At 61.4% G+C, this 21,684-nt stretch carries 22 protein-coding genes; 15 read left to right on the top strand and 7 right to left on the bottom strand.

The genetic code is table 11. From position 1 onward, the window contains the following. The 3 genes from ACQY7U_RS24835 to ACQY7U_RS24825 all read right to left on the bottom strand — a co-directional run. Positions 1-413 (bottom strand): ATP-binding cassette domain-containing protein (locus tag ACQY7U_RS24835; RefSeq protein WP_428650849.1); only part of this gene is annotated, 413 nt, incomplete at its 3' end. A gap of 82 nt (positions 414-495) precedes the next feature. Further along, positions 496-1,518, bottom strand: a complete 1,023-nt coding sequence (locus tag ACQY7U_RS24830; RefSeq protein WP_428650846.1) for an ABC transporter substrate-binding protein — start codon at positions 1,516-1,518, stop codon at positions 496-498. 23 nt (positions 1,519-1,541) lie between these two features. Next, positions 1,542-2,207 carry a GntR family transcriptional regulator gene (locus ACQY7U_RS24825; protein WP_428650843.1) on the bottom strand — a complete coding sequence of 222 codons (666 nt, stop codon included), beginning with the start codon at positions 2,205-2,207 and terminating at the stop codon, positions 1,542-1,544. Positions 2,208-2,419: 212 nt separating this feature from the next. On the opposite strand from ACQY7U_RS24825, the gene ACQY7U_RS24820 reads away from it, so the two are divergent. Continuing rightward, positions 2,420-2,848: a YqaA family protein gene (locus tag ACQY7U_RS24820; protein ID WP_428650840.1), complete on the top strand. Its 429-nt coding sequence runs from the start codon at positions 2,420-2,422 to the stop codon at positions 2,846-2,848. Positions 2,849-2,861: 13 nt separating this feature from the next. Here the strand turns inward: ACQY7U_RS24820 and ACQY7U_RS24815 are convergent, their stop codons facing one another. Then, the gene (locus tag ACQY7U_RS24815) at positions 2,862-3,518 is read right to left on the bottom strand and encodes a GntR family transcriptional regulator (RefSeq protein WP_428650837.1); all 657 of its coding nucleotides are present in this window, start codon (positions 3,516-3,518) and stop codon (positions 2,862-2,864) included. A gap of 133 nt (positions 3,519-3,651) precedes the next feature. Here ACQY7U_RS24815 and dctP point away from each other — a divergent pair, with 133 nt between their 5' ends. The 5 genes from dctP to ACQY7U_RS24790 all read left to right on the top strand — a co-directional run bounded on the left by dctP (position 3,652) and on the right by ACQY7U_RS24790 (position 9,356). Beyond that, the gene (gene dctP / locus ACQY7U_RS24810) at positions 3,652-4,638 is read left to right on the top strand and encodes a TRAP transporter substrate-binding protein DctP (RefSeq protein ID WP_428650835.1); all 987 of its coding nucleotides are present in this window, start codon (positions 3,652-3,654) and stop codon (positions 4,636-4,638) included. A gap of 80 nt (positions 4,639-4,718) precedes the next feature. After that, on the top strand, positions 4,719-5,267 hold the full coding sequence (locus tag ACQY7U_RS24805; protein ID WP_428650833.1) for a TRAP transporter small permease: 549 nt from the start codon (positions 4,719-4,721) through the stop codon (positions 5,265-5,267). Next, a complete protein-coding gene (locus ACQY7U_RS24800) occupies positions 5,267-6,583 on the top strand; it encodes a TRAP transporter large permease (RefSeq protein WP_428650830.1) in 1,317 nt (438 codons plus the stop codon). The genes ACQY7U_RS24805 and ACQY7U_RS24800 overlap by 1 nt, the downstream gene beginning before the upstream one ends. Beyond that, positions 6,580-7,827 (top strand): malonyl-CoA decarboxylase, encoded by a 1,248-nt coding sequence (locus ACQY7U_RS24795; RefSeq protein WP_428650827.1) that lies wholly within the window; start codon positions 6,580-6,582, stop codon positions 7,825-7,827. The genes ACQY7U_RS24800 and ACQY7U_RS24795 overlap by 4 nt, the downstream gene beginning before the upstream one ends. 11 nt (positions 7,828-7,838) lie before the next feature. After that, positions 7,839-9,356, top strand: coding sequence for a malonate--CoA ligase (locus tag ACQY7U_RS24790; RefSeq protein ID WP_428650824.1), 1,518 nt, complete (start codon positions 7,839-7,841; stop codon positions 9,354-9,356). A gap of 154 nt (positions 9,357-9,510) precedes the next feature. Here the strand turns inward: ACQY7U_RS24790 and ACQY7U_RS24785 are convergent, their stop codons facing one another. The 3 genes from ACQY7U_RS24785 to ACQY7U_RS24775 all read right to left on the bottom strand — a co-directional run bounded on the left by ACQY7U_RS24785 (position 9,511) and on the right by ACQY7U_RS24775 (position 12,264). Next, a complete protein-coding gene (locus tag ACQY7U_RS24785) occupies positions 9,511-10,524 on the bottom strand; it encodes an NAD(P)H-dependent flavin oxidoreductase (protein WP_428650821.1) in 1,014 nt (337 codons plus the stop codon). 57 nt (positions 10,525-10,581) lie between these two features. Beyond that, positions 10,582-11,025, bottom strand: coding sequence for an ester cyclase (locus tag ACQY7U_RS24780; RefSeq protein WP_428650818.1), 444 nt, complete (start codon positions 11,023-11,025; stop codon positions 10,582-10,584). 432 nt (positions 11,026-11,457) lie between these two features. After that, entirely contained in the window at positions 11,458-12,264 is an 807-nt protein-coding gene (locus tag ACQY7U_RS24775; protein ID WP_428650816.1) for an MBL fold metallo-hydrolase, read from the bottom strand. A 106-nt stretch (positions 12,265-12,370) separates the two neighbouring features. Here ACQY7U_RS24775 and ACQY7U_RS24770 point away from each other — a divergent pair, with 106 nt between their 5' ends. The 9 genes from ACQY7U_RS24770 to ACQY7U_RS24730 form a co-directional block, all read left to right on the top strand. Further along, the gene (locus ACQY7U_RS24770) at positions 12,371-12,949 is read left to right on the top strand and encodes a TetR/AcrR family transcriptional regulator (RefSeq protein ID WP_428650813.1); all 579 of its coding nucleotides are present in this window, start codon (positions 12,371-12,373) and stop codon (positions 12,947-12,949) included. A gap of 363 nt (positions 12,950-13,312) precedes the next feature. After that, a complete protein-coding gene (locus ACQY7U_RS24765; RefSeq protein ID WP_428650811.1) occupies positions 13,313-14,527 on the top strand; it encodes an ROK family transcriptional regulator in 1,215 nt (404 codons plus the stop codon). After that, the gene (locus tag ACQY7U_RS24760) at positions 14,527-15,801 is read left to right on the top strand and encodes a M20 family metallopeptidase (protein WP_428650808.1); all 1,275 of its coding nucleotides are present in this window, start codon (positions 14,527-14,529) and stop codon (positions 15,799-15,801) included. The genes ACQY7U_RS24765 and ACQY7U_RS24760 overlap by 1 nt, the downstream gene beginning before the upstream one ends. 20 nt (positions 15,802-15,821) lie before the next feature. Beyond that, the gene (locus ACQY7U_RS24755) at positions 15,822-16,877 is read left to right on the top strand and encodes a substrate-binding domain-containing protein (protein WP_428650806.1); all 1,056 of its coding nucleotides are present in this window, start codon (positions 15,822-15,824) and stop codon (positions 16,875-16,877) included. Between the two features lie 137 nt (positions 16,878-17,014). Further along, on the top strand, positions 17,015-18,082 hold the full coding sequence (locus ACQY7U_RS24750) for a substrate-binding domain-containing protein (RefSeq protein WP_428650804.1): 1,068 nt from the start codon (positions 17,015-17,017) through the stop codon (positions 18,080-18,082). A 68-nt stretch (positions 18,083-18,150) separates the two neighbouring features. Further along, the gene (locus tag ACQY7U_RS24745; RefSeq protein WP_428650802.1) at positions 18,151-19,104 is read left to right on the top strand and encodes an ABC transporter permease; all 954 of its coding nucleotides are present in this window, start codon (positions 18,151-18,153) and stop codon (positions 19,102-19,104) included. Between the two features lie 12 nt (positions 19,105-19,116). Then, positions 19,117-20,328 carry an alanine racemase gene (locus ACQY7U_RS24740; protein ID WP_428650799.1) on the top strand — a complete coding sequence of 404 codons (1,212 nt, stop codon included), beginning with the start codon at positions 19,117-19,119 and terminating at the stop codon, positions 20,326-20,328. Further along, positions 20,325-21,068, top strand: a complete 744-nt coding sequence (locus ACQY7U_RS24735) for an ATP-binding cassette domain-containing protein (RefSeq protein ID WP_428650796.1) — start codon at positions 20,325-20,327, stop codon at positions 21,066-21,068. The genes ACQY7U_RS24740 and ACQY7U_RS24735 overlap by 4 nt, the downstream gene beginning before the upstream one ends. A gap of 137 nt (positions 21,069-21,205) precedes the next feature. Continuing rightward, positions 21,206-21,684, top strand: a 479-nt coding sequence (locus tag ACQY7U_RS24730; RefSeq protein ID WP_428650793.1) for a glutathione S-transferase family protein, incomplete at its 3' end; no start/stop codon positions are given.

The raw sequence follows: 21,684 nt of genomic DNA, 5'->3' as shown, positions 1-21,684 counted from the left end.
ACGCGCTGCTTCATGCCGCCGGAAAGCTGCTTGGGCAGGGCTTCGGCGAAATCGGAGAGTTTCGTGCGCGCCAGAACGCCGTCGATGATTTCCCGTGCCCGGCTCCCGCGAATGCCGTGATCTTCCAGCACCAGCGAGATGTTGCCCCGCACGGTGCGCCAGGGCAGCAGGGCGAAGTCCTGGAAAACATAGGTCAGCGGATTGAGACAGCCTTCCGGCGTGCCGCCGAGCTGCAGCACCCTGCCCTTTTCGGGCCGTTCCAGGCCGCCGATGAACCTGAGCAGCGTCGACTTCCCGCAGCCCGACGGCCCGACAAGACAGACGATCTGCCCTTCAGGGATATCGAGCGAGACGTCGCGCATGACTTCCGTTTCGCCATAGGAATGGCTGATCGCATCCAGTCTGATGTCCATCGGAGGCTCTTGAATTTCCAACAAGATGCGGCAGCACCCTGAACTGGATGCTGCCGTCGGTCGTTTTCAGCCAGCTTGCCGCTCAGCCTTCGTAGGTTTCGACGTAGCTGCTGTCGACCAGCGTCTCCAGCGTCACGTCGTTGCTGACGAGGTCTTCGGACTGGAACCACTGAAGCTGATCGCGCACGGAGGCAACGTTCAGTTTGGAGCCTTCGTTGAGGCGCATGGTGCCGTTGATGATCGACGGCGCCGCCTTTTCGAGGGGACGGTCGGTGTAGACGTATTTGTGGATCAGGTCGACCATGGCGTTTACGCCGTCCTCACCGCCGGCCTTCTCGATCATCGCCGCGTTATAGTCACTGACGCCCTTGCCGAAGCCTGTCAGGAAGTCCTGCGTCTGCTGACGCTCGTCGGAAGCGTTCTTCGCGGAGGTAAAGACGGTGGTCACCTGATAGCCCGGCAGGTAATCGGCAATGTCGCCGATGATATGCACCGCGCCAGAGCCTGCCAGCGGCTTGGCGATGTGCGGCACGATCGACCAGGCGTCGATCTGACCGGATTTCAGCGCGCCGATGACCGCGCCGACCTTTTGCAGCGGCTTGAAGGACATCTCGACTCCCTCGGCCGTTGCCACTTTGGAGCCCATGTAATGGAAGGAGGAACCAGCCGTGGTCATGCCGAAGGTCTTGCCGCCGAGCTGCGCCGGGCTGGTGAGGCCCGCCTTGAACGCCGCGTCGGAGGCCAGGATCTTCTGCCCGTCGATGCCCTTTTCCTCGCTCAGGCAACCGCCGATCACCTTGATCGCACCCTTGTCGGCAAGCGAAATCAGACCGCCGGAAATCGCAGTGACCGCATAGTCGACATCGCCGGAGGCGATTGCGACGGCCATCGGTTGGGCTGCCTGGAAGAACTTCAGTTCCACGTCCAGGCCTGCATCGGCGAAATAGCCGCGCTCGACCGCAACAAAGCTGCCGGAGTGAGAGGTGAAGCGCAGCGCGCCGACCACGATCTTCCGGTTCTGGGCAATGGCCGGCGTGGCAAGCGCGGAAGCGGCCGCGCCGCCCATCAGGCCGAGCGTCTGACGTCTGTTCAGTTTCATGTCCATTCCTCCCTCAAGTTTTCATTTTTTCAGGCGCCGAGATCGGCGCGGATGTCGTCTTCCAGAAGCTCAAGCGCGGTGCTTTCGTCCCGCGCCAGAATTGCTGTCTGCAGCCTCTCCTGCCGCTGCGCGCGGGCGATGAAATCGATCCGCCCCTCACGCAGAAGCGCGAGCCGGAACCGGCGCGACTGATTGTAGAATTTGCCGGCCACTTCGATCAGCCGGGGCGAGCCGCAGGCCGACAGAAGCGCTTCGGTAACAGCCCGGCAGGCTTCGTCCCATTCAAGGGCAGTGACATCATCTGGGCTCGCCTGGACCGCCGCTTCCGCGCGCCTGAGCGCATGCAGCGCGGCGATCACTCTGGCTTCCCAGGCAACATCGCCGCGTTGAAGCGCGCGGGAAAGCCCGAGCTTTTCGGTCTCCACCCGCATTAAAAGAATGTCCTTAAGGTCCGCCTGTGTCGCGGACATCACCCGAAAACCGCGCTGGCTGGTCGCCTCCACCAGTCCTTCGGCCGCAAGCACGCGCAAGGTCTCGCGCATGGAATGGTTCGAACCGCCGTAGGACTGGCGCAGGGCTTCGATCTTCAGTTTCTGGTCGGGAAGAAGAACGCCAAAGGAAATGTCCCGGCGGATCGCCGAGGCCAGCATGGCCACCACCGTTTCGTCTTCCTCTTTGCGGCCACCAAAGATCATTCTGCACCCTATTTGGAAAAAAGTTGGATATTTTTCCTTTTTTCGAACGGGACTTGTCAAGGTCTGAGACGAACCGCCCGGTACGGAAGACGGATGTTGGAATGCCACCGCCCTGACTCGACTGGACTTCTGACTGGATAAGCGGCCGAAACTGTGGTTCAAGCCGCAGGCACACCGCACCAGGCACTCCCCTATCCGCGACGGACTTCTTCATGAGCGCTCTCCTGGGTCTTTTCGGCATCAGCTTCCTGGCGGCCACCTTGTTGCCGGCCCAGTCGGAGCTCGGCCTGTCGAGCCTGATCTATCTCGGCCAGGAGCCGGTTGCCCTGCTGGTTCTGGCCGCCAGCCTCGGCAACACGCTCGGCTCCGCCGTCAACTGGTTCCTCGGGCGCGGTGCAATCACCTTCGCCGACAGAAAATGGTTTCCCGTCAAGGCGGACAAGCTGGAAAAAGCGACAGGCTGGTACCACCGCTACGGCCGCTGGAGCCTTCTGCTCAGCTGGGCGCCCATCATCGGCGATCCGTTGACTTTGGCCGCCGGTGTCCTGAAGGAGCCGTTCTGGAGTTTCCTGTTGCTCGTCGCCATCGCCAAGACCGGCCGTTACCTGGCCGTCGCCGCGATTACCTTGAGCGCGGTCTGATCCGGAAAATTAGCTATTCGGCCGCAGGCTTGAGGCTGGCCATCAGATGGTGGAACTTTTCGCCCTGCACGGAGACATGCTGGCGGATGGCGTCCGCCGCCTTGTTGCCGTCGCCCTCTTCGATGGCAGCAACAATCGCCTCATGTTCGGCCATCGACTGCTTCATGCGCCCGCGCACGCGCAGCTGGATACGCCGGAACGGCTGTAGCCGCCGTTGAAGACGCAGGCATTCCTGCTCCAGGAACCCGTTCCCCGACTGGCGGTACAAAATGGCATGGAAGCGCTCGTTCTCGCGGTAATAGTCGTCCGTATCCTGCGCTTCGACAACAGCCCTGCAGCGTTTGTTGGCGTCGCGAAGGTCCGTCAATGCCTTCTCGCTGATGCGTGACGCCGCAAGCCGGGCGCAGACCGCTTCCAGTTCCGCCATCACCTCGAACATCTCCAGAAGCTCGACGGGCCCCGGTTGGCGCACGAACACCCCCCGGCGCGGGATCTGCACCACAAGGCCTGTTTGGGCAAGCCGTTGCAAAGCCTCGCGAATAGGCGTTCTGGAAACCGAAAAGCGGCTGGCAAGCTGCACTTCGTCCAGCCTGTCGCCATCGGCAAACGTACCGTCGAAGATCAGGCCTTCAATGTCGTCCGCAATGCGGTCAGAGCGTTTTCGTTCCATGAATTTGCCTTAGCACACGCGTATTTCGCACGCAACAATACCATTCTTGTATACAAAAAGCCTTGACAAAAAAACACAAGCCGGGCGTAATTTTGGCACCCGGCCCAGAGCCGGACTTTCCAGGGAGGAAATTATGAACTTCAATTTCACTGCGTCCGTCGCAGCTGCCGCGCTCTTTGCCAGCGCGTTCGCCGTCAACGCGACCGAGCTGCGCCTGTCGCATCAGTGGTCCACGAGCGATGTGCGTCACAAGGTGGCCCAGATCGTTGCCGACGAAGTCGCCGCTGCCAATGTCGATCTCGACATCAAGATTTTCCCTTCGAAATCTCTGCTGAAACCGCGCGAACAGTACAAGCCGCTCAGCCGCGGTCTGCTCGACATGACGGTCCTGCCGCTCAGCTATGCCGGGGGCCAGCAGCCCGCCTACAACCTGACGCTCATGCCGGGTCTGGTGAAGAACCACGACCACGCCGCACGGCTGAACGAAAGCCCCTTCATGGAAGCCATCGAGGAGATCATGGCGAAGGATGACGTCATGGTGCTGGTCCATGGTTATCTGGCAGGCGGTTTTGCGGGCAAGAACAAGTGCATCACCAAGCCGGAGGACATGCCGGGCCTGCAGACCCGTGCCGCCGGCAAGGCCTTTGAACAGATGCTCGCGGGCGCAGGCGCGTCGATCGCCTCCATGGCATCTTCGGAAATCTACAACGCCATGCAGTCCGGCGTGCTGGACGCTGCCAACACCTCGTCCTCGTCCTTCGTCAGCTACCGGATCTATGAGCAGGTCTCCTGCTACACCCCGGCCGGCGACTACGCGCTCTGGTTCATGTACCAGCCGCTCCTGATCAACAAGTCGACCTTCGAGGGCTTGAACGAAGCGCAGCAGAACGCCCTGCTGGCGGCCTCAAAAAAAGCGGAAGCCTTCTATCTGGAAGAAGCCAAAAAGGAAGATGCCGCCTCCGCTGAGGTCTTCCGTCAGAACGGCGTCGAGATCGCGGCGATGACCCAGGCGGACTTCGACGCCTGGCGCGAGCTGGCGAAGACGACCTCCTACAAGGCATTCGTCGCTGATACGCCCAACGGGCAGCAACTGCTCGACATGGCCCTGGCTGTCGAGTGATGATGTGAACCGGGGCGGCAGCTTGCCGCCCCGCGAACCGCCCCAACCGGAATTTTCCCGGAGTTTTCAAGGAGTGACCCATGGCGGGCCACAGCACGGCAGCGGTAGCGCATGCCGGAAACAATCCCTTCTTGCGTCTTGTCGCGGCGATCTCGACCCTGGCAGGCTGGTGCGCGGCGGCGATGATCGTGGTGGCCGTTGCCATTACCTGCCAGATGATCTTTGTCCGCTTCGTCCTCAACGGATCGACCATCTGGCAGACGGAAGCCGTGATCTATCTCGTCATCGCGGCAACGCTCGTAGGGCTGCCTTACGTCCAGCGCCTGCGCGGCCATGTGAATGTCGACCTGTTTCCCCTGTCGCTTGCCCCCCGCGCCCGCTTCGTTCTGGCCTGCCTCACACTCACCGCATCGATCGTGATCGTTGCGGTGATGCTTTACTACGGCTTTGAGTACTGGCATTTCGCCTGGGCCCGTGGCTGGACTTCGGACACGGTCTGGGGCGTCAGGCTCTGGATTCCCTATCTCTCGATCCCGGTCGGCTTCGGCCTTCTTCTTTTGCAACTTGTCGCCGACCTCTATGCCGTCGCGACAGGCGTGGACAAGCCTTTCGGCCTGGAGGACGTGTGATGGATCCGTTGGTTCTCGGCCTGATCGTGGCCGTCATCACGATCATCGTCCTGTTTTCCGGCGTTTCCGTCGGCATCGGTCTTCTGATCGTCGCCGCCGGGTTCCTGTTTGTCTTCGACGGCGCGCGCTCGCTGGAACTCTTGCCGGAAATCTTCTTCGGCAAGCTCGACAATTTCGCGCTTCTGTCGATCCCCATGTTCATCATCATGGGGGCGTCAATTGCCTCAACCCGGGCAGGCGCGGATCTTTACGAGGCCCTCGAACGCTGGCTGACGCGCGTACCGGGCGGACTGGTCGTCTCGAACCTCGGCGCCTGCGCGCTCTTTGCCGCCATGTCCGGTTCCTCGCCCGCAACCTGCGCCGCCATCGGCAAGATGGGCATTCCGGAGATGCGCAAGCGCGGTTATCCGGACGGGGTCGCTGCCGGTTCGATCGCGGCCGGAGGCACGCTCGGTATCCTGATCCCGCCGTCCGTCACCATGATCGTCTATGGCATTGCGACGGAAACCTCCATCGGGCGGCTCTTCCTGGCCGGTGTCGTCCCGGGCCTGATGCTCATGGGCCTCTTCATGCTCTGGTCGCTCTATTCGACCTGGCGCAGCGGCAATGCCGCGGTCCTGAGCGCGGGAAGCTATTCCTGGGCCGAACGCTTCGAGATCCTGCCGCGGGTCCTGCCGTTTCTCCTCATCATCGCCGGTGTGCTGGTGGCCATGTACGGCGGCATTGCCACACCGTCGGAAACGGCGGCCGTCGGCGCGCTGCTGTGCCTGGTCATCGCCGTCATCATCTACAGGCTCTGGAACCCGGCCGATCTTTGGGTGGTCCTGCGGGACAGCACCAAGGAAAGCGTGATGATCCTCTTCATCATCGCCGCCGCAGGCGTCTTTTCCTACATGCTGTCGTCGCTCTTCATCACCCAGGCGATTGCGGAATGGATCGGAACACTCGACGTCAACCGCTGGGTGCTGATGCTGGCGATTAACCTGTTCCTTCTGGTCGCCGGCTTTTTCCTGCCGCCGGTTGCCGTCATCCTGATGGCGGCGCCGATCCTGCTGCCGATCATCACCACCGCCGGCTTCGACCCGATCTGGTTCGCCGTGGTGCTGACCATCAACATGGAAATCGGCCTGATTTCGCCGCCGGTTGGCCTGAACCTCTATGTCATCAACGGCATTGCTCCGGACATTTCGCTGAAGACGATCCTGACGGGCTCCCTGCCTTTCGTGGCCTGCATGGTCCTTGCAATCGTTCTGCTGTGCCTTTTCCCGGAACTCGCCACCTGGCTGCCGACAGCCGTCATGGGAGAAAGCCTATGACCTTTCTGGCCGATATTCTCTCTACGGTGTTCGAGAGAAGATATCGCTTCAGATCGTCCGGCAAGATCGACACCCGGCCGCTGGAGGCGCTGGTCGCAGACCTGATCGGCGCCACCGGCGAAGTCTCGGGCGTCACGCTGGCCGGGCATATCCTGGCCCGCTATGCGGGACTGGACGACGATGGCAAACGCGCCTTCTTTCATCACCTCTCCGACGATCTCGGCATTTCCGTTTCCGAAGTGCGCAGCGCGCTTGATGCCCTTGAGGACGGACAGTCGAAAGCCAGTTACCGGACCTTCATGCAGGCAGCCGAGCCGCCCCGGCAGGAACTGATCCGGCGGCTCAACCAGGTCCCGGATGCCACGAGGTCGCTGGTGGCCATGCGCCAGGACCTGTTGCGGCTCGGCCGGCAAGACGACGCGCTGCAGGCGCTCGACGTCGATTTCCGTCACCTCTTCGCCAGCTGGTTCAACCGGGGTTTCCTGGTGCTGCGGCCGATCAACTGGGAAAGCCCGGCCCAGCTTCTGGAAAAGATCATCAGCTACGAGGCCGTGCATGCCATCGACAGCTGGGACGATCTCAGGCGCCGCCTGGAACCCGCGGACCGCCGCTGCTTTGCTTTCATGCACCCCGCCATGCCGGACGAACCACTGATCTTCGTGGAAGTGGCCCTGACAAAGGGCGTCCCCGGGTCGGTCCAGAAGCTCCTGGCCGAAGACCGGGAGATGATCGACGTGGAGAACGCCGACACGGCCGTCTTCTATTCGATTTCCAACTGCCAGGCGGGACTTGCCGGCATCTCTTTCGGCAACTCCCTCATCAAGCAGGTGGTCGCGGATCTTTCCATGGAGCTGCCGGGCCTGAAAACCTTCGTCACCCTGTCGCCGATCCCGGGACTTGTCCGCAATCTGGAGGCGCAGGGCCGGGAGTTCGACCCGGAGGACGACACCCAGATGCGTAGCCTGGCGGCACATTATCTGCTCACTGCCAAGCGTGAGGACGGACTGCCGCTCGATCCGGTCGCCCGTTTCCATCTCGGCAACGGCGCGCTGGTCCATCAGGTTCATGCCCGCGCCGACCTGTCGGACAAGGGCCTGCAGCAGTCTGCCGGTGTGATGGTCAACTATCTCTATGATCCGGCAAAGGTCGCCCAGAACCACGAGCGCTTCGCCTCCACCCATGAAATTGCAGCCTCCTCGGAAGTCCGCTCGTTGAGCGCGTCCGCCGAAAACGCGATTGTCTAGGAATTTTGCAGATGCCCAATCCACTCTATGACCGGTTCTTCGGAAAACATGCAGGCAAGGACACGCCGTTCCTTCACCTGCCGGACGGTTCCCTCGTGACCCATGACGCGTTTCTGAAGACCGCCGCCCGGATTGCCCATGTGCTGAGCGAGGGCGGACTGGCGCCGGGCGACCGGCTGGCCGCGCAGGTTCAGAAATCGCCGATGGCCCTGGCACTCTATGCGGCATGCGTTCAGGCCGGCATCGTCTTTCTTCCGCTCAACACGGCCTACACGGTCGACGAGCTCCGCTATTTCATCGAAAACAGCGGCGCGAAGACCGTCATCTGCGATGCCGCCAGCGAAACACTGCTTGCCCCCGTCGCTGCCGAGATGAGTGCCCGTCTGGAAACGCTGAACGCAGACGGATCCGGCTCCCTGAGCGAACGCGCCGGAGAAATGCCCGACACCTATCCGACGGTGAACCGGACGGAAGACGACCTCGCCGCCTTTCTCTACACGTCCGGCACCACCGGCCGTTCCAAGGGCGCCATGCTGACCCAGGGCAATCTAATTTCCAACGCCGCAACCCTGGCAAAACACTGGCGTTTCACGTCCTCGGATGTCTTGCTGCACGCCCTGCCGATTTTCCACACGCACGGGCTGTTCGTGGCCACCAACGTCACGCTGGAAGCCGGTTCCTCGATGATCTTCCTGCCGAAGTTCGACCTGGAAGCGATCCTTGCCTTCATGCCGAAGGCGACCACGATGATGGGTGTGCCGACTTTCTACACCCGGCTGCTCCAGGACGAGCGCTTCACCCGCGAGCTTGCCAGCCACATGCGTCTCTTCGTCTCGGGAAGCGCGCCGCTTCTGGCGGACACGCATCAAGAATTCGAGGAGCGGACCGGGCACCGCATCCTGGAACGCTACGGGATGACGGAAACCAACATGAACACCTCCAACCCCTATGACGGCGAACGGCGCGCCGGCACGGTCGGTTTTCCGCTTCCGGGCGTTGAACTCAAGATCACCGACCCGGAAACCGGCGGGACCCTGCCGGACGGCACCGTCGGCCAGATCGAGGTGCGCGGCCCCAATGTCTTCAAGGGCTACTGGCAGATGCCGGACAAGACGGCGGCGGAACTGCGCCAGGACGGCTTCTTCATTACCGGCGACCTCGGCATGATCGACGAAGACGGCTATGTTCACATCGTCGGGCGCAACAAGGACCTGATCATCTCCGGCGGCTACAACATCTATCCGAAGGAAATCGAGCTGGTGCTGGATGCCCAGCCTGGCGTTCTGGAAAGTGCCGTCATCGGTGTGCCCCATGCCGATTTCGGCGAAACGGTGCTCGGCGTCCTTGTTCCGGAAAACGGCAGGGCACCGGACCTCGACGCCATCCTTCAGTCAACCGGCGGCTCGCTGGCGCGCTTCAAGCATCCGCGCAAGCTCGTCGTCGTCGACAGCCTGCCGCGCAACACCATGGGCAAGGTGCAGAAAAACATCCTGCGCGAGCAATACAAAGACGTGTTTGCGAACGCCTGAATGCGATTGCCTCGTCCGACATTAAGCGGACGCGCACCGGGACATAATGATTGAAAGTCCCGGTTCCGGTGCGAAAACGGGATTGCCTACGAGGCAATGGCGCGCTCCTCATGAAGGACGACTGGAATAGTCCCCGCCGGTCCGCCCCCAGTCATCAATCTGCTTGTTGGGTTCGCGGAATGATCTTTTGCAGAGCCTCATTGGCCTCCGACATCATCTGCCTGATGATCGTGGATGCGGGCATCACGGCATCGATGTTGCCCACGCTTTGGCCCGCGGTCAGACAGGCCTGCTCTATATCACCGTCGAAGTCACGGGTCGGCAGGATGGCGCTGAAGCGCGGCAGCGGGATCGTCTCACCGTTGAGCACAGTGGTGCCGATCGTAACACCTGCCGCTTCGTTGACTGCGTCTGTTTCACGTCCGAACGTCTCGCGAAATCCTTTGTTGATGATGACCCGCATGGCCTGGTCCGGCCATTCCGGCCCGTAGATTTGTGTAACGGCCGTCTCACCTACATCGGCGGCGACCGCCTTTGCCTTGTAGGTTTCGTGCGCCGCTGATTCTTCAGCCGCGAGAAAGCGACTGCCGCACCAGACAGCATCAGCCCCCAGCGCCAGCGCCGCCGCCATGGTTGTTCCGTCGACGATACCGCCCGCAGCAAGCATGGGCAGGTCCGGGTACAGCCCGCGAAGACGCGGAAAGAGCGTCATGGTGGAGGCTTCTGACCGGTTATGACCACCCGCCTCCGCTCCCTGGACGACCAGACCGTCAATGCCAAGCGCTACAGCTTCAGCTGCCTCGGCAACGTCCCCGACCTGGATCCAGACCTTGACGCGCGACCTTTGCAGCCGCCGGACCTGTTCCCGTGACGGCAACCTCCAGAAGAAGATTGCAAGCGCAACGCGCTCCTCGATCAGCACATCAATGTGACCATCCTCGACAAAATCTCCGATGAGATCGACACCAAAGGACCTGTCTGTCAGCGCCTTCGTCTCACGGATCATGTCCCGCAAAACTTCCGGCGGATTGATGTCGCTGCCGATGGTGCCGAGACCACCGGCATTGCAGACAGCGGCGGCCAGTTCCGGTCGGGCCACCATGGCCATCCCGGCATTGACGATGGGAGCCTTGAGACCAAACTCCCGCATTATTCGCGTTGAAAACATCTGATTTCCTTGATTTTCAGTAGCAGACGGGCCGAGAACGGCCCGCTGCTTCGGGGGTCAGGCAGCGGCCGCGGGAATGGCACCAATGGCGGTTAGCAATTGCAGTTCATTGATTTGCAGCCAGGTTTCGGCGATCAGTCCGCGCTCCATCCGGTAGAGCACCATGCCGTCGAAAGTGACCCGCCTTCCATCCGCCTTCACACCGGCAAAGTCGCCGCTGAAAGTCGCGGTAATTTCCCAGCGCGCAGCCACGTGCGTGTCGTCCGCCACCAGGGCATGTACCGTCCAGTCCATATCGGAAAAGGATTGCCGGAAAACCCGGAAGAAGGTCTTGTAGCTCTCGTGATTGTCGATCACGAAGCCCGGAAATCCATGGCAGGTGATGGTACCGGCCACGGTGGTGTCAATGACGGCAACATCCTCGATGTTCCGGGAGTGGGTTCCCGTCAGAAACCGTTCCACGGTGCGGCGGTTGATATCGGCTTGAGTATGCATGTGCATTTTTTGGATCCTGTCCTTCTGGCGTATTCAGGTGTCGACCCGGGCTCTTGGATGCAGGCATGCCCGGGGCATTCCCGGCATGGCTTACTGCCGAGGTCTGGAGCCGTCCTGTGACGGCAATTTCGTCGGAGTTGTGTGGCTACGGCCCGAAGAGTGTCAGTCCGGCATTCGGAGGACACCGAAGTCCAGTTCGTTCCGAGTGAGCCCGATATCCCGAAGGAGGTAGTCGGGCACTCGCTCCAGTGCAAAATTGTTTCGGAGGTTTTGCGATCTCCGCTGGAGGATGCAAACAGGTGCCGCAGCTAGCCGGAACAAAGCCGTTGCGACGATTTCGATCGGCTTTGATACCAAAGAGGATCGTCCGGGTCCGCTATCAGGCAATGCATTCTGAATGATCACGTTCATTTCCTTTCGATGATCCGCGCGATCCTCTCACGCAAACGCAGCTTCAATCTGCTCCATCGCGAGGGGATCGAAATCTGAATTGACGCCTCGGCAGTAGGCGCTGGCGACAAGACTTGTGAGTTGCCTGGCCCCCTTTCGGGCCAGCGGCAGATGGCCGGAAAAAACGACGTCCGGATCCAGCCGTTCGATGCCCTTCAAGGTGCGCCCCAGCGTTTCCCGATCGACAGCAGTCAGCCAGGGCGCGTCGATCGAAGACCAGCCGACGAGCCCGTCTCGCAGCGTATCCGCCGCAACCTCGCAAATGTCGGCCACCGGATCCGGCAGCAGGGCACCGAAGGCATCGGCGGCAAAGAAGATCCTGTCTTTTGCATCGAAGAACCCGATCGTCTCGGGCGCGTCGTAGTAAGGCGGTCGCACCGGGATGAACGAACGGTCGGAGAGCTGAAGGCGGTCTCCCGGGCTCAGAAGATGCACACGCGAAACGTCCAGCCCGGCAAGGTTCATCTTACCCATGCCAAGAAAGTTGGTGACCACCTTTGCGTTGGGAGCGATTTCAAGAACCCGGGCAAGGTTTCCCACGTGATCCGGGTCCATGTGACTTACCCAGATCCAACGCAGGTCTGCCGGGTCGATCTCGCCTGCCAGCGCCGACAAGAAACCTTCGCCGAGCATGCCGAGGCCGGTATCGACGAGCACCGGTTCTCGTCCCTTGAACAGGAAGCTGTTGACCGGCAAGCCCCCCATTCCAGGGACGGGCAACCACGCGGGAAGCACGCGCCACTCGTCGCTTACACGTTGCGTGCTCAGCATCCATGGAAATTCGAATTCAGACATGACAAAGTCCTTCACATTTTCAGTGAACATATTCGTTCAATGAAAATTCTAGGTAGGGACATTGATTTCGCTTGTCAATAGTTAAGTGAACACTTATGTTCACCCAATGGAGAAAAAACGCCCCTACAAGATGTCCGAACGTGCGAAATCCCAGGCGGAAACGCGCCAGAAGATCATCGAAGCGACAATGCATCTGCATGAGGAAATCGGACCGAAAAACACATCGATCAGCGCCATTGCCGAGCGGGCAGGCGTTCAGAGACTGACCGTCTACCGCCACTTTCCGGACGAAACGGCCGTCTTCCAGGCCTGTACGTCCCACTGGCTTTCGCTCAATCCGCCGCCCGATCCGGCCGGATGGGAACAGATTGAAGACCCGATCGCCAAATTCCGGACAGCCACCGGGGCGTTCTACGACTACTATTCGCGAACCTGGAAAATGTGGGCAGTGTCATTTCGGGATGTTTCCGAGGTGCCCGCTCTCCAGCAGCCCATGGCGGACGTTGCAGCCTTTATAGACAGCATTTCGAGGAACCTCATCGCCGCCTTCGGAGACAAAGACGGCAAGGATCTTCTGGCGCCGACGATCCGCCATGTCCTGCACTTTCAGACGTGGTCGAACCTGCAGGATCAGGGCCTTTCAAACGAGGAAAAGCTGGATTTGGTGACGTCCTGGCTCACCTGATGACATGAGCGGGGCGTATGTCGGCCGTTTTCCGACCAATGCGATCACTCAAAATCTTGGGCTCCGGCAAGTGAAACTTGTTCGTGACCGATGGGAAGAGCCAGCAGCATCCCGACCGGATACGCAACCCTTACGCCAGCCTTTTTGAAAGAAAAGTCTGCTGCCCGTTCCCATCAGCAGTTTCTTTTCCTTTTCAGCCGACTTTCTGATTTTTCACGCATTTTTCTGATTTTCGAGACGGAAAACGAACTTACCAGGCTGGCTTTCTCGCCAAAAGCTTCTCGTTCTGCCCCCCCTGACTGCTTGACAGCCGGCTGTTTTTATAATTAGTTCGGTAACTGAACGAACTAATGGAGTGAAGCTTTGGCCGACCCGTCTAACATTTCCAGACGCATGTCTCTGAGTGCCGTTGTCCAGGCCATTGCCAGCTATGGACCGATCTCGCGGGCGAGCGTCTCCAAGATCACGGGCCTCTCCAAGCAGACGGTTTCCGAAATCGTCGGCAACCTTGAGGAAGAGGGCTGGGTCAGGACGGTCGGCCAGACGGAGGGCCACGTCGGACGCCGCGCGGTCGTCTACGAGATCGTGCCGGATGCAGCATCCGTCGCCAGTGTCGATCTCGGCGGCACCAAGATCCGCGTGGCGATCTGCAATCTGACCGGAGCCGTCGTCTCCGAACTTGTGGAGGCAACCGACAAGTCCGGCGGGCTGGCAGTCGTCAACCAGGTGACCGACCTGATCGAGCGCGCGGCTGCGCAGGCAAACCCTGTCCTGAAGCGTCCCCGCGTGGCTGTCATCGGCGTTCCCGGTGCACCAGACCCTTCCACCGGCCGCATCCGCATGGCGCCGAATATTCCCGGTGTCGGCAAACTTGACGCCCCTGCCCTTTGGCGGGAAGCACTCGGTATTGAAGTCTTCGTTGAAAACGACGTGAACCTTGCCGCCCTTGGCGAACACTGGCTGACCCGGCGCGGCGACAGGGACGACCTCATTTATGTCTCCATCGGCACCGGTATCGGCGCTGGTCTCGTCATCAACGGCCAGCTTCATCGCGGCTTGAACGGGGCGGCGGGCGAAATCGGATACCTGCCGTTCGGCGCAGACCCGTTCGAACCGGAAAGCCTGAAGGTCGGCGCCCTTGAGCGGGTCGCCGCGACCCATGCCATAACCGAGCTCTATGCCCGCAAGACCGGAAAGACGCTCGACGTTCCCGATATCTTCAAGGCTGCCAACGAAGGCGACGTTTCGGCACGGGAGACGCTTGAGGACATTGCCCGGCAGGTTGCCCGCGTCATGGCGGCTCTTGCCGCGGTGCTGGACCCGTCCTGCATTGTCATCGGCGGATCGATCGGAACACGGGACGAACTGTTCGAGACCGTCCTGAAACATGTCTCCAGGTGCTTTCCACGCCCGGTGACGATCGAAAAATCGTCGCTCGGCAATCACGCGGCGCTTGCCGGCGGCGCGTCGGTCGCACTTTCCCGTCTGCACCTGTCGCTCTTCACCGAAGGACTGAAGGGCGTGGAGATCGCCGTACCGCCCCCCTCCATCGACACCTTCAAGAAGGGGGCAGCCTGATGAGCACGTCTCTTCACGACAGGCTGCTGGCAGCCCAGGACGGGGACGCGGACCTTAAACTGCTCCAGGATGCCATTGCCATCGACAGCGTGACCGGCAACGAAACGGCCTTCGCCACGTTCCTGGAAGACCGGATGACGGACCTCGGTCTCCACACCGGATCCGGCGAGTTCCTGCCGGGACGGCTGAATGTCTGGGGGGAAACCTGTGAACCCTCTGCAACCGGCGACCGGCTGCTGATCGTCGGCCACACGGATACGGTCCATGTCCGCGGTTGGGAAGAAACCTGGAAAGGAGCGCCCCAGGAAAGCCCTTTCGGCGGAGCGCTGATCGACGGCGAGATCTGGGGGCGCGGTGCCTGCGACCTGAAGGGTGGCATCTGCGCCGCGCTTGGCGGCTTGCGGCTGCTGCAGAAGGCCGGCTTGCGCCTGTCCGGCGGCCTGTCCTTTGCCTTTATCGGCGATGAGGAAAGCGGAGAACCGGGCACCGGTGTCAGTGCCGGAGCCCACGATCTCGTCAAACGGGTCGAGGCCGGCACCATCGCGAAACCGGATTTCGCGGTCTATGTGGAGCCGACCAAACTCGACGTCTACACCGCCCAGATCGGCTTCTTCATCGCCGACATCTCGGTCACGGGAAAATCCGCCTATTTCGGCACACCGGAACTCGGGACAGACGCTCTCAAGGCCACCCATGCCGTTCTGGAGCGGATCTGGGCGCATGAGGCGGATCTGGCCAATGGCCCGAGCCACGATCTGGTCGGCACCTCCTCCATCCTCGTCACCCACATCAGCGGCGGCGGTTACATCGCGGTTCCGGGCGAGTGCAAGCTTTCCCTGATCCGCAAGCTCCGTCCCGGCGAAAGCCTGGACGAGGCGGTGACCGCCTTCGAGGCGGCTGTCCGCTCGGCGCCCGTTGCCGGGGGAATATCGATCGCCATCGACTACCCGGCAGGACGCGATCACCGGTATGGCGGTTCGCCTGTCGAGATCGACCGTGAGGCTCCCGCCGCCCTTCTCCTTTCCAACTGCGTGTCAGAGGCAACTGCCGGTACGCAGGTCTCCGGCGGCACGCTTGGAGGCGCGCCCTACTGGTCGGAAATGCCGTTTCTTGTCAACAAGATCGGCTGCCCCGCCGTTTATTGCGCCCCGGGTGACATCGGTGTGGCGCACACATTCGAAGAGCGTATCGGCACGGAAGGATATCTGGCTGCGGTCAGGGCCTTCGCACTGTTCATGGCCCGCTATTGCGGCCTGGAAGAAAAAGCAGAGTAACCAAACAACAGAGGGTCATCATGAAACTGCTTGTCAAACATCTGGCTGCCTCCGCCCTGATCGGGCTGATGTCCGCCTCCGCAATGGCCGAAACCGTCGGGCCGAACGGCGAGACCGCCACGCTGTCCGCCAATGTCACCGTTCCCGAGGAGAGCGTTGAGGCCATCCGCGCGGCCAACTACAAGGCCGCCCTGCTGTGGCACGACCAGTCCGATTTCGTCAACGCGGTCAGCGCCGGCGCAAAGGACGAGTTCGAACGCCTCGGTATCGAGGTCGTCGCCACGACGAGCGCCGGTTTCGACGCTGCAAAACAGCGCAGCGACATCGAGACGACCATGGCGAAACAGCCGAACATCATCCTGTCGCTGCCGCTTGACCCGGTCACGTCGGCCGCCGCCTTCAAGGAAGCAAGGGACAGCGGTGTGTCGCTGGTATTCCTGTCGAACCTGCCGGCTGGTTATGAGCATCCGCGCGACTATGCCGCCATCGTCACCGACGACCTGTTCCAGATGGGCAAGCAGGCCGCCGATGCACTGGCTGGCGCCATGGGCGGCAAGGGCACCGTCGGCTGGATCTATCACGATGCCGACTATTACGTGACCAATCAGCGCGACAACGCTTTCAAGACGACCATCGAGAACGATTATCCGGAGATGTCCATTGTCGCGGAGCAAGGTATCAGCGACCCGGCCCGTGCCGAGGAAATCGCCAATGCCATGCTGCTGAAGAACCCGGATCTCGGCGGCATCTACGTGACCTGGGCCGGGCCCGCGGAAGGCGTTCTGGCCGCGCTTCGGGCCAATGGCAACAAGACCACGAAGATCGTGACGCTCGATCTGTCGGAGCCGGTGGCGCTCGACATGGTCCGGGGCGGCAACGTCGCCGCCATCGTCGCGGACGAAGCCTATGAACTCGGCCGTGCCATGGCCGCGGCCGGGGCCCTGCGCCTCGCTGGTCAGGAAGTTCCCTCCTTCGTCGCGGCGCCCGCAATCACCGTGACGGCAGACACCGTCGCCGAGGGCTGGAAGAAGTCCCTCAACATCGACCCGCCGGCAAGCGTTTCCTCCGCGAATTGATCCGGCATCCCGGCGGGCAGTTCGGCTGCCCGCCGGTCAGACAGTCCTCGAAACAAAGCGACAAAAAGACACGAAGGACTCCGCAAAGACCACGCTGTCTTTGAAACGGTTGACACCGAACCTCAGGGAGAACTCGCATGAGAAAATTCCAAACAATACTGGCCTCTACGCTTCTGGCCGGCCTGACGACCATGGCCGCTGCTGAAGACCGCCCGATGACCGTCGGCCCGAAGGGTGAAACGCCGACACCGGTCGCAACGCTGGAGTTGACCGATGCCGAAGTCGCCAAGGTAGCCGAGGGCAACTACACCGTTGCCTTCGCCTGGCACGAACTCTACGACTGGTCCAACGCGGTTTCCCGTGGCGCCAAGGACGAATTCGAAAGGCTCGGCATCAAGGTCGTTGCCGAGACGGACGCCGGTTTCGACTCCGCCCGCCAGAAATCGGACGTCGAGACGATCATGGCCAATCAGCCGTCGATTATCGTGTCGCTGCCCATTGACCCGGTGACCGCCGCCTCAGTCTACGGCATTGCCCGCGATGCCGGCGTCAAGCTGGTCTTCATCGACAATGCGGTCGACGGCTTCACGCATGGCAAGGACTATGTGTCGGTGGTTTCCGCCGATCTGGTCCAGATCGGCAGCAAGGCAGCCAAGGCCCTCGCGGCATCCATGGGAGAGACCGGCACCGTCGGCTACATGTTCCATGATGCGGACTTCCCGGTCACCAACCAGCGGGACCAGGCCTTCAAATGGACGATCGAAAACGAATATCCGAACATGGAAATCGTGATCGAAAGCGGCATGACCGATCCTGCGAATGCCGAAGACATCGCCCGCGCCATGCTGGCAAGGAACCCGGATCTCGGCGGCATCTATACGCCCTGGGCGGAGCCCGCGCTCGGCGTCCTGTCGGTTCTGAGGCAACAGGGCAATCCGGACACCAAGGTCGTCACCATCGACCTGAACGAGCCGGTGGCGCTCGACATGCTGAAGGGCGGCAACACCGCGGCCATCATCGCCGACGAAGCCTACAGCATCGGCGTCTACGCCGCGCGGGCGGCAGCCGCCAGTCTTCTCGGCAAGTCCGTCGACCCGTTCCTTGTCGTTGATGCCATTACCGTCGGCCCGGACAATGTGACCGAGGGCTGGAACAAATCCATGAAGATGAACCCACCCGACAGCGTGGTCGAAGCGGCCCGATAAGCTGACCCCGGTGCAGGCCGCCCCGTGCGGCCTGCCGACACCCCAACTGCTCGAACTTGAGGCGATCGATGACACAAGCGGTTTCGAGACTTAAACAACTCGATTACAAGCAAGGCGTGATCTATTTCGGGTTTCTCGGAATCTTTCTTTTCTTTGCTCTCACACTCCACGACGTCGGCTTTCTGTCCAGCAGGAACCTGACGAACATCGTCCTGCAGACCGCGCCAGCCACCATCATGGCCATCGGTCTGGTCTTTGCGCTGTCGGCCGGCGAAATCGACCTCAGCTTCGGTTCGGTCGTCGCCGTTTCCGCGCTCAGCGCGGCCGTTGTCATGCAGTCCTATCCGATGGCCGTCGGCATTGTCGCCGGCCTTGGTGCGGGCGCTCTGATCGGCGCGATGAACGGGGTTCTGGTCGCCTATCTCCGCCTGCCGTCCTTCCTGGTGACGCTTGCCACGATGGGCCTTTTTGCAGGCATAGCCCGCTCGATGACGGATCTGCGGTCCATTCCGGTCCTCAACGACACCTTCACCGGCATCTTCGGCTCGGGAAGCCTGTTCTCGGTGCCGTCGCTGGTCCTGTGGACCGTTCTTGCCGTTGCCGTCGGCCATGTTGTCTACCGCAACACCCGCTTCGGTGCCCATGTGCTGGCGACCGGCGACAACGCCCGCGCCGCCCAGGTGTCCGGCATCAAGGTGCCCCGCATCCGCCTCGGTGTTCTGACCCTGTGCGGGACCATGGCCGGTCTTGCAGGACTTCTTTACGCAGGCCGTCTCCAGGCGGCCAAATACACGCTCGGCGAAAGCGACCTGATGACCGTCATCGCCGCCGTCATTGTCGGCGGTACGGCGCTCAACGGCGGCAAGGGCTCCATCATCGGCGCTCTCTTCGGCTCGCTCCTGATGGGCATGCTCAACAACGGACTGATCCTGATGGGACTTGAGGTTTCCGACCAGATGATCGTCCGCGGCCTCATCATCCTCATCGCAGTCGCCGTCTCCTTGCGCGACACCAGCCGGTAACGGAGGAAATCCATGTTTCTCGATTGTCTCATCCGCCGCAATCCGGACTTTATCGAAGCCGCGATGGCGCTGCATCAGGCAGGCAGGATACCGGCCAATGCCTATGTGCTCGATCTGGACGCAGTGGAGCGCAATGCCCGTCTCTTCAAGTCTGAAGCCGACAGACACGGTCTCAGGACCTTTGCAATGACCAAACAGGTCGGCCGCCATTCCGGTTTCTGTGAAGCCGTCATGAAGGGGGGCATCGACCGGTCCGTCGCCGTCGACATGGCCTGCGCCACCGCCTGCGACCGGGCCGGACTGAAGACCGGCCACCTCGGTCATCTGGTACAGATCCCGCAACGAGAGGCGGCCTTTGCCGCTGCCCGGCTGCAACCCGATTACTGGACGGTCTTTTCCGATGACAAGGCACGGGAAGCGGCAGACGCTTCAAAAGCCGCCGGGCGGGTACAGAAGCTGCTTGCCCGCATCCAGACGGAAGGCGACACCTTCTATCGCGGCCATGAGGGCGGCTTCGACGCGGAAGATATCGTGGCTGTCGCCGAAAAACTGGATGCGCTCGAAGGCGGCGAATTTGCCGGGATCACCACCTTTCCCGCCCTGCTCTTCGACCTGGCGACCCGCAAGGTGAAACCGACCGCCAACCTTGTCACCCTCGCGCGTGCGGCTGAAGCGCTTGCCCGGGCCGGCCGCAGCGGCATCGAGATCAACGCACCGGGCACCACCTCGTCGACGGTCCTCGGAGCCCTTGCCGAAGCCGGGGCAACGCAATGCGAGCCCGGCAACGGACTGCACGGCACCACGCCGCTGCACGCAGTCGAGGATCTGCCCGAGGATCCGGCGGTTCTTTATCTTTCCGAGGTTTCCCATCACCACGGCGGCAACGCCTATTGCTTCGGCGGCGGGCTCTATATCGATCCGGTCTTCCCGAAATATCAGGTCAGGGCACTGGTCTCCCGCGAACCGACCTCCGACCGCGCGGCCCTGCGCGATGTCGAAATTCCGGATTATTCGGCCATCGACTATTACGCAATGATCGATGCCAGCGGACCTACGCGTCCCGCAACCGGCGACACCGTCGTCTTCGGCTTCCGCGGCCAGGCCTTTGTCACCCGCGCTCTGGTCGTCGGCATTTCCGGCGTCAGCTCCGGAACCCCTGCAGTTACCACCATCGAAAACGGCTTTGGAGACGCGGTTTCCTGGCCGGGAGCGTTCCAGCAATGACCCTTGCCAGTCCCGTCCTCTCCCTAAGCAACATTCACAAGGCTTTCGGCGGTGTCGTTGCCATCGAGAACTTCTCGCTCGACCTGCACCCCGGCGAGATCGTCGCGCTTGTCGGCGACAACGGTGCCGGCAAGTCGACCCTGGTCAAAATCGTTTCAGGCGTACACAAGCCGACCACCGGCGACATCCGCCTCGACGGCGCACCGGTTTCGTTTTCCGACGCCAGTTCGGCCCGCAGCATGGGTATCGAGGTCGTCTACCAGGACCTTGCCCTGGCCGACCAGCAGCCCGTCTATATGAACATGTTCCTGGGCCGGGAACTGACGAAGCCGCCCTTCGGTCTTCTCGACAAGACGCGCATGCGGCGGGAATGCCAGGAGCTGGTCGACGAACTTGACGTGCGCATTCCGTCGGCAAGTTCGACGATCCGCGACCTGAGCGGCGGCCAGCGGCAGGGCATTGCCATCGCGAGAGCAACCCACTGGGCGAGCAAGCTGATCCTGCTGGACGAACCGACGGCCGCGCTCGGCGTCGCGGAAACCGCCAAGGTGGAAGAACTCGTTGCTTCGTTGAAGGAAAAGGACCTTGCGATCCTGATCATCAGCCACAGCCTTGACCAGGTCTTCAGGCTGTCTGATCGCATCTGCGTCCTGCGCCGGGGCAAGCAGATCGGCGTCCGCACAACGCGCGAAACGGACAAGAACGAGATTGTCTCCATGATCACGGGCGTCGCGGCCTAGGTCCGCGACATATCCCGGCTGCGATTTCGATTGCAAACTGCAATTAGTTTCCTTTGGCGGAAACTAATTATTGACTCGCCTCCCGGCCCGAAATAGTTTCCATGAACGGAAACTGTTTTGAACCGGGAGACGACTGCATGCTCGAGCTCTACTATCACCCCCTGGCATCCTTCTGTCATAAGGTGCTTATTCCCCTTTATGAATCCGGAACGCCGTTTGAGGCGATCATTGTCGATCTGATGGATGCGGACGAGCGTGCAAGCTTTTACGATCTCTGGCCCGTCGGCAAAATGCCCGTGCTCAGGGATCGGAGCCGAAACGAGGTCGTTCCGGAGACGTCCATCATCATCGAATTCCTCGACCGTCACTATCCGGGCCCTTCCCCGATGTTGCCCGCGGATCAGGACCTGTGCCTGCGGGTGCGGCTTTGGGACAGGTTCTTCGACCTTTATGTCCATGAGCCCCTGCAAAAGATCGTTCTGGACAAGATACGGCCTGAAGATGCCCGCGATCCGGCTGGTGTTGACGATGCAAGACGCCGCTTAAGCACCGCCTACGGCATGATCGACAGGCAGGTGGCAGACAAGACGTGGATCACCGGCCAGGATTTCACGCT

It is taken from the genome of Roseibium sp., assembly GCF_050301095.1.
GTDB lineage: Bacteria > Pseudomonadota > Alphaproteobacteria > Rhizobiales > Stappiaceae > Roseibium.
Note: the sequence above shows the minus strand (reverse complement) of the source record. Positions and strands in the feature narration are given on the sequence as shown.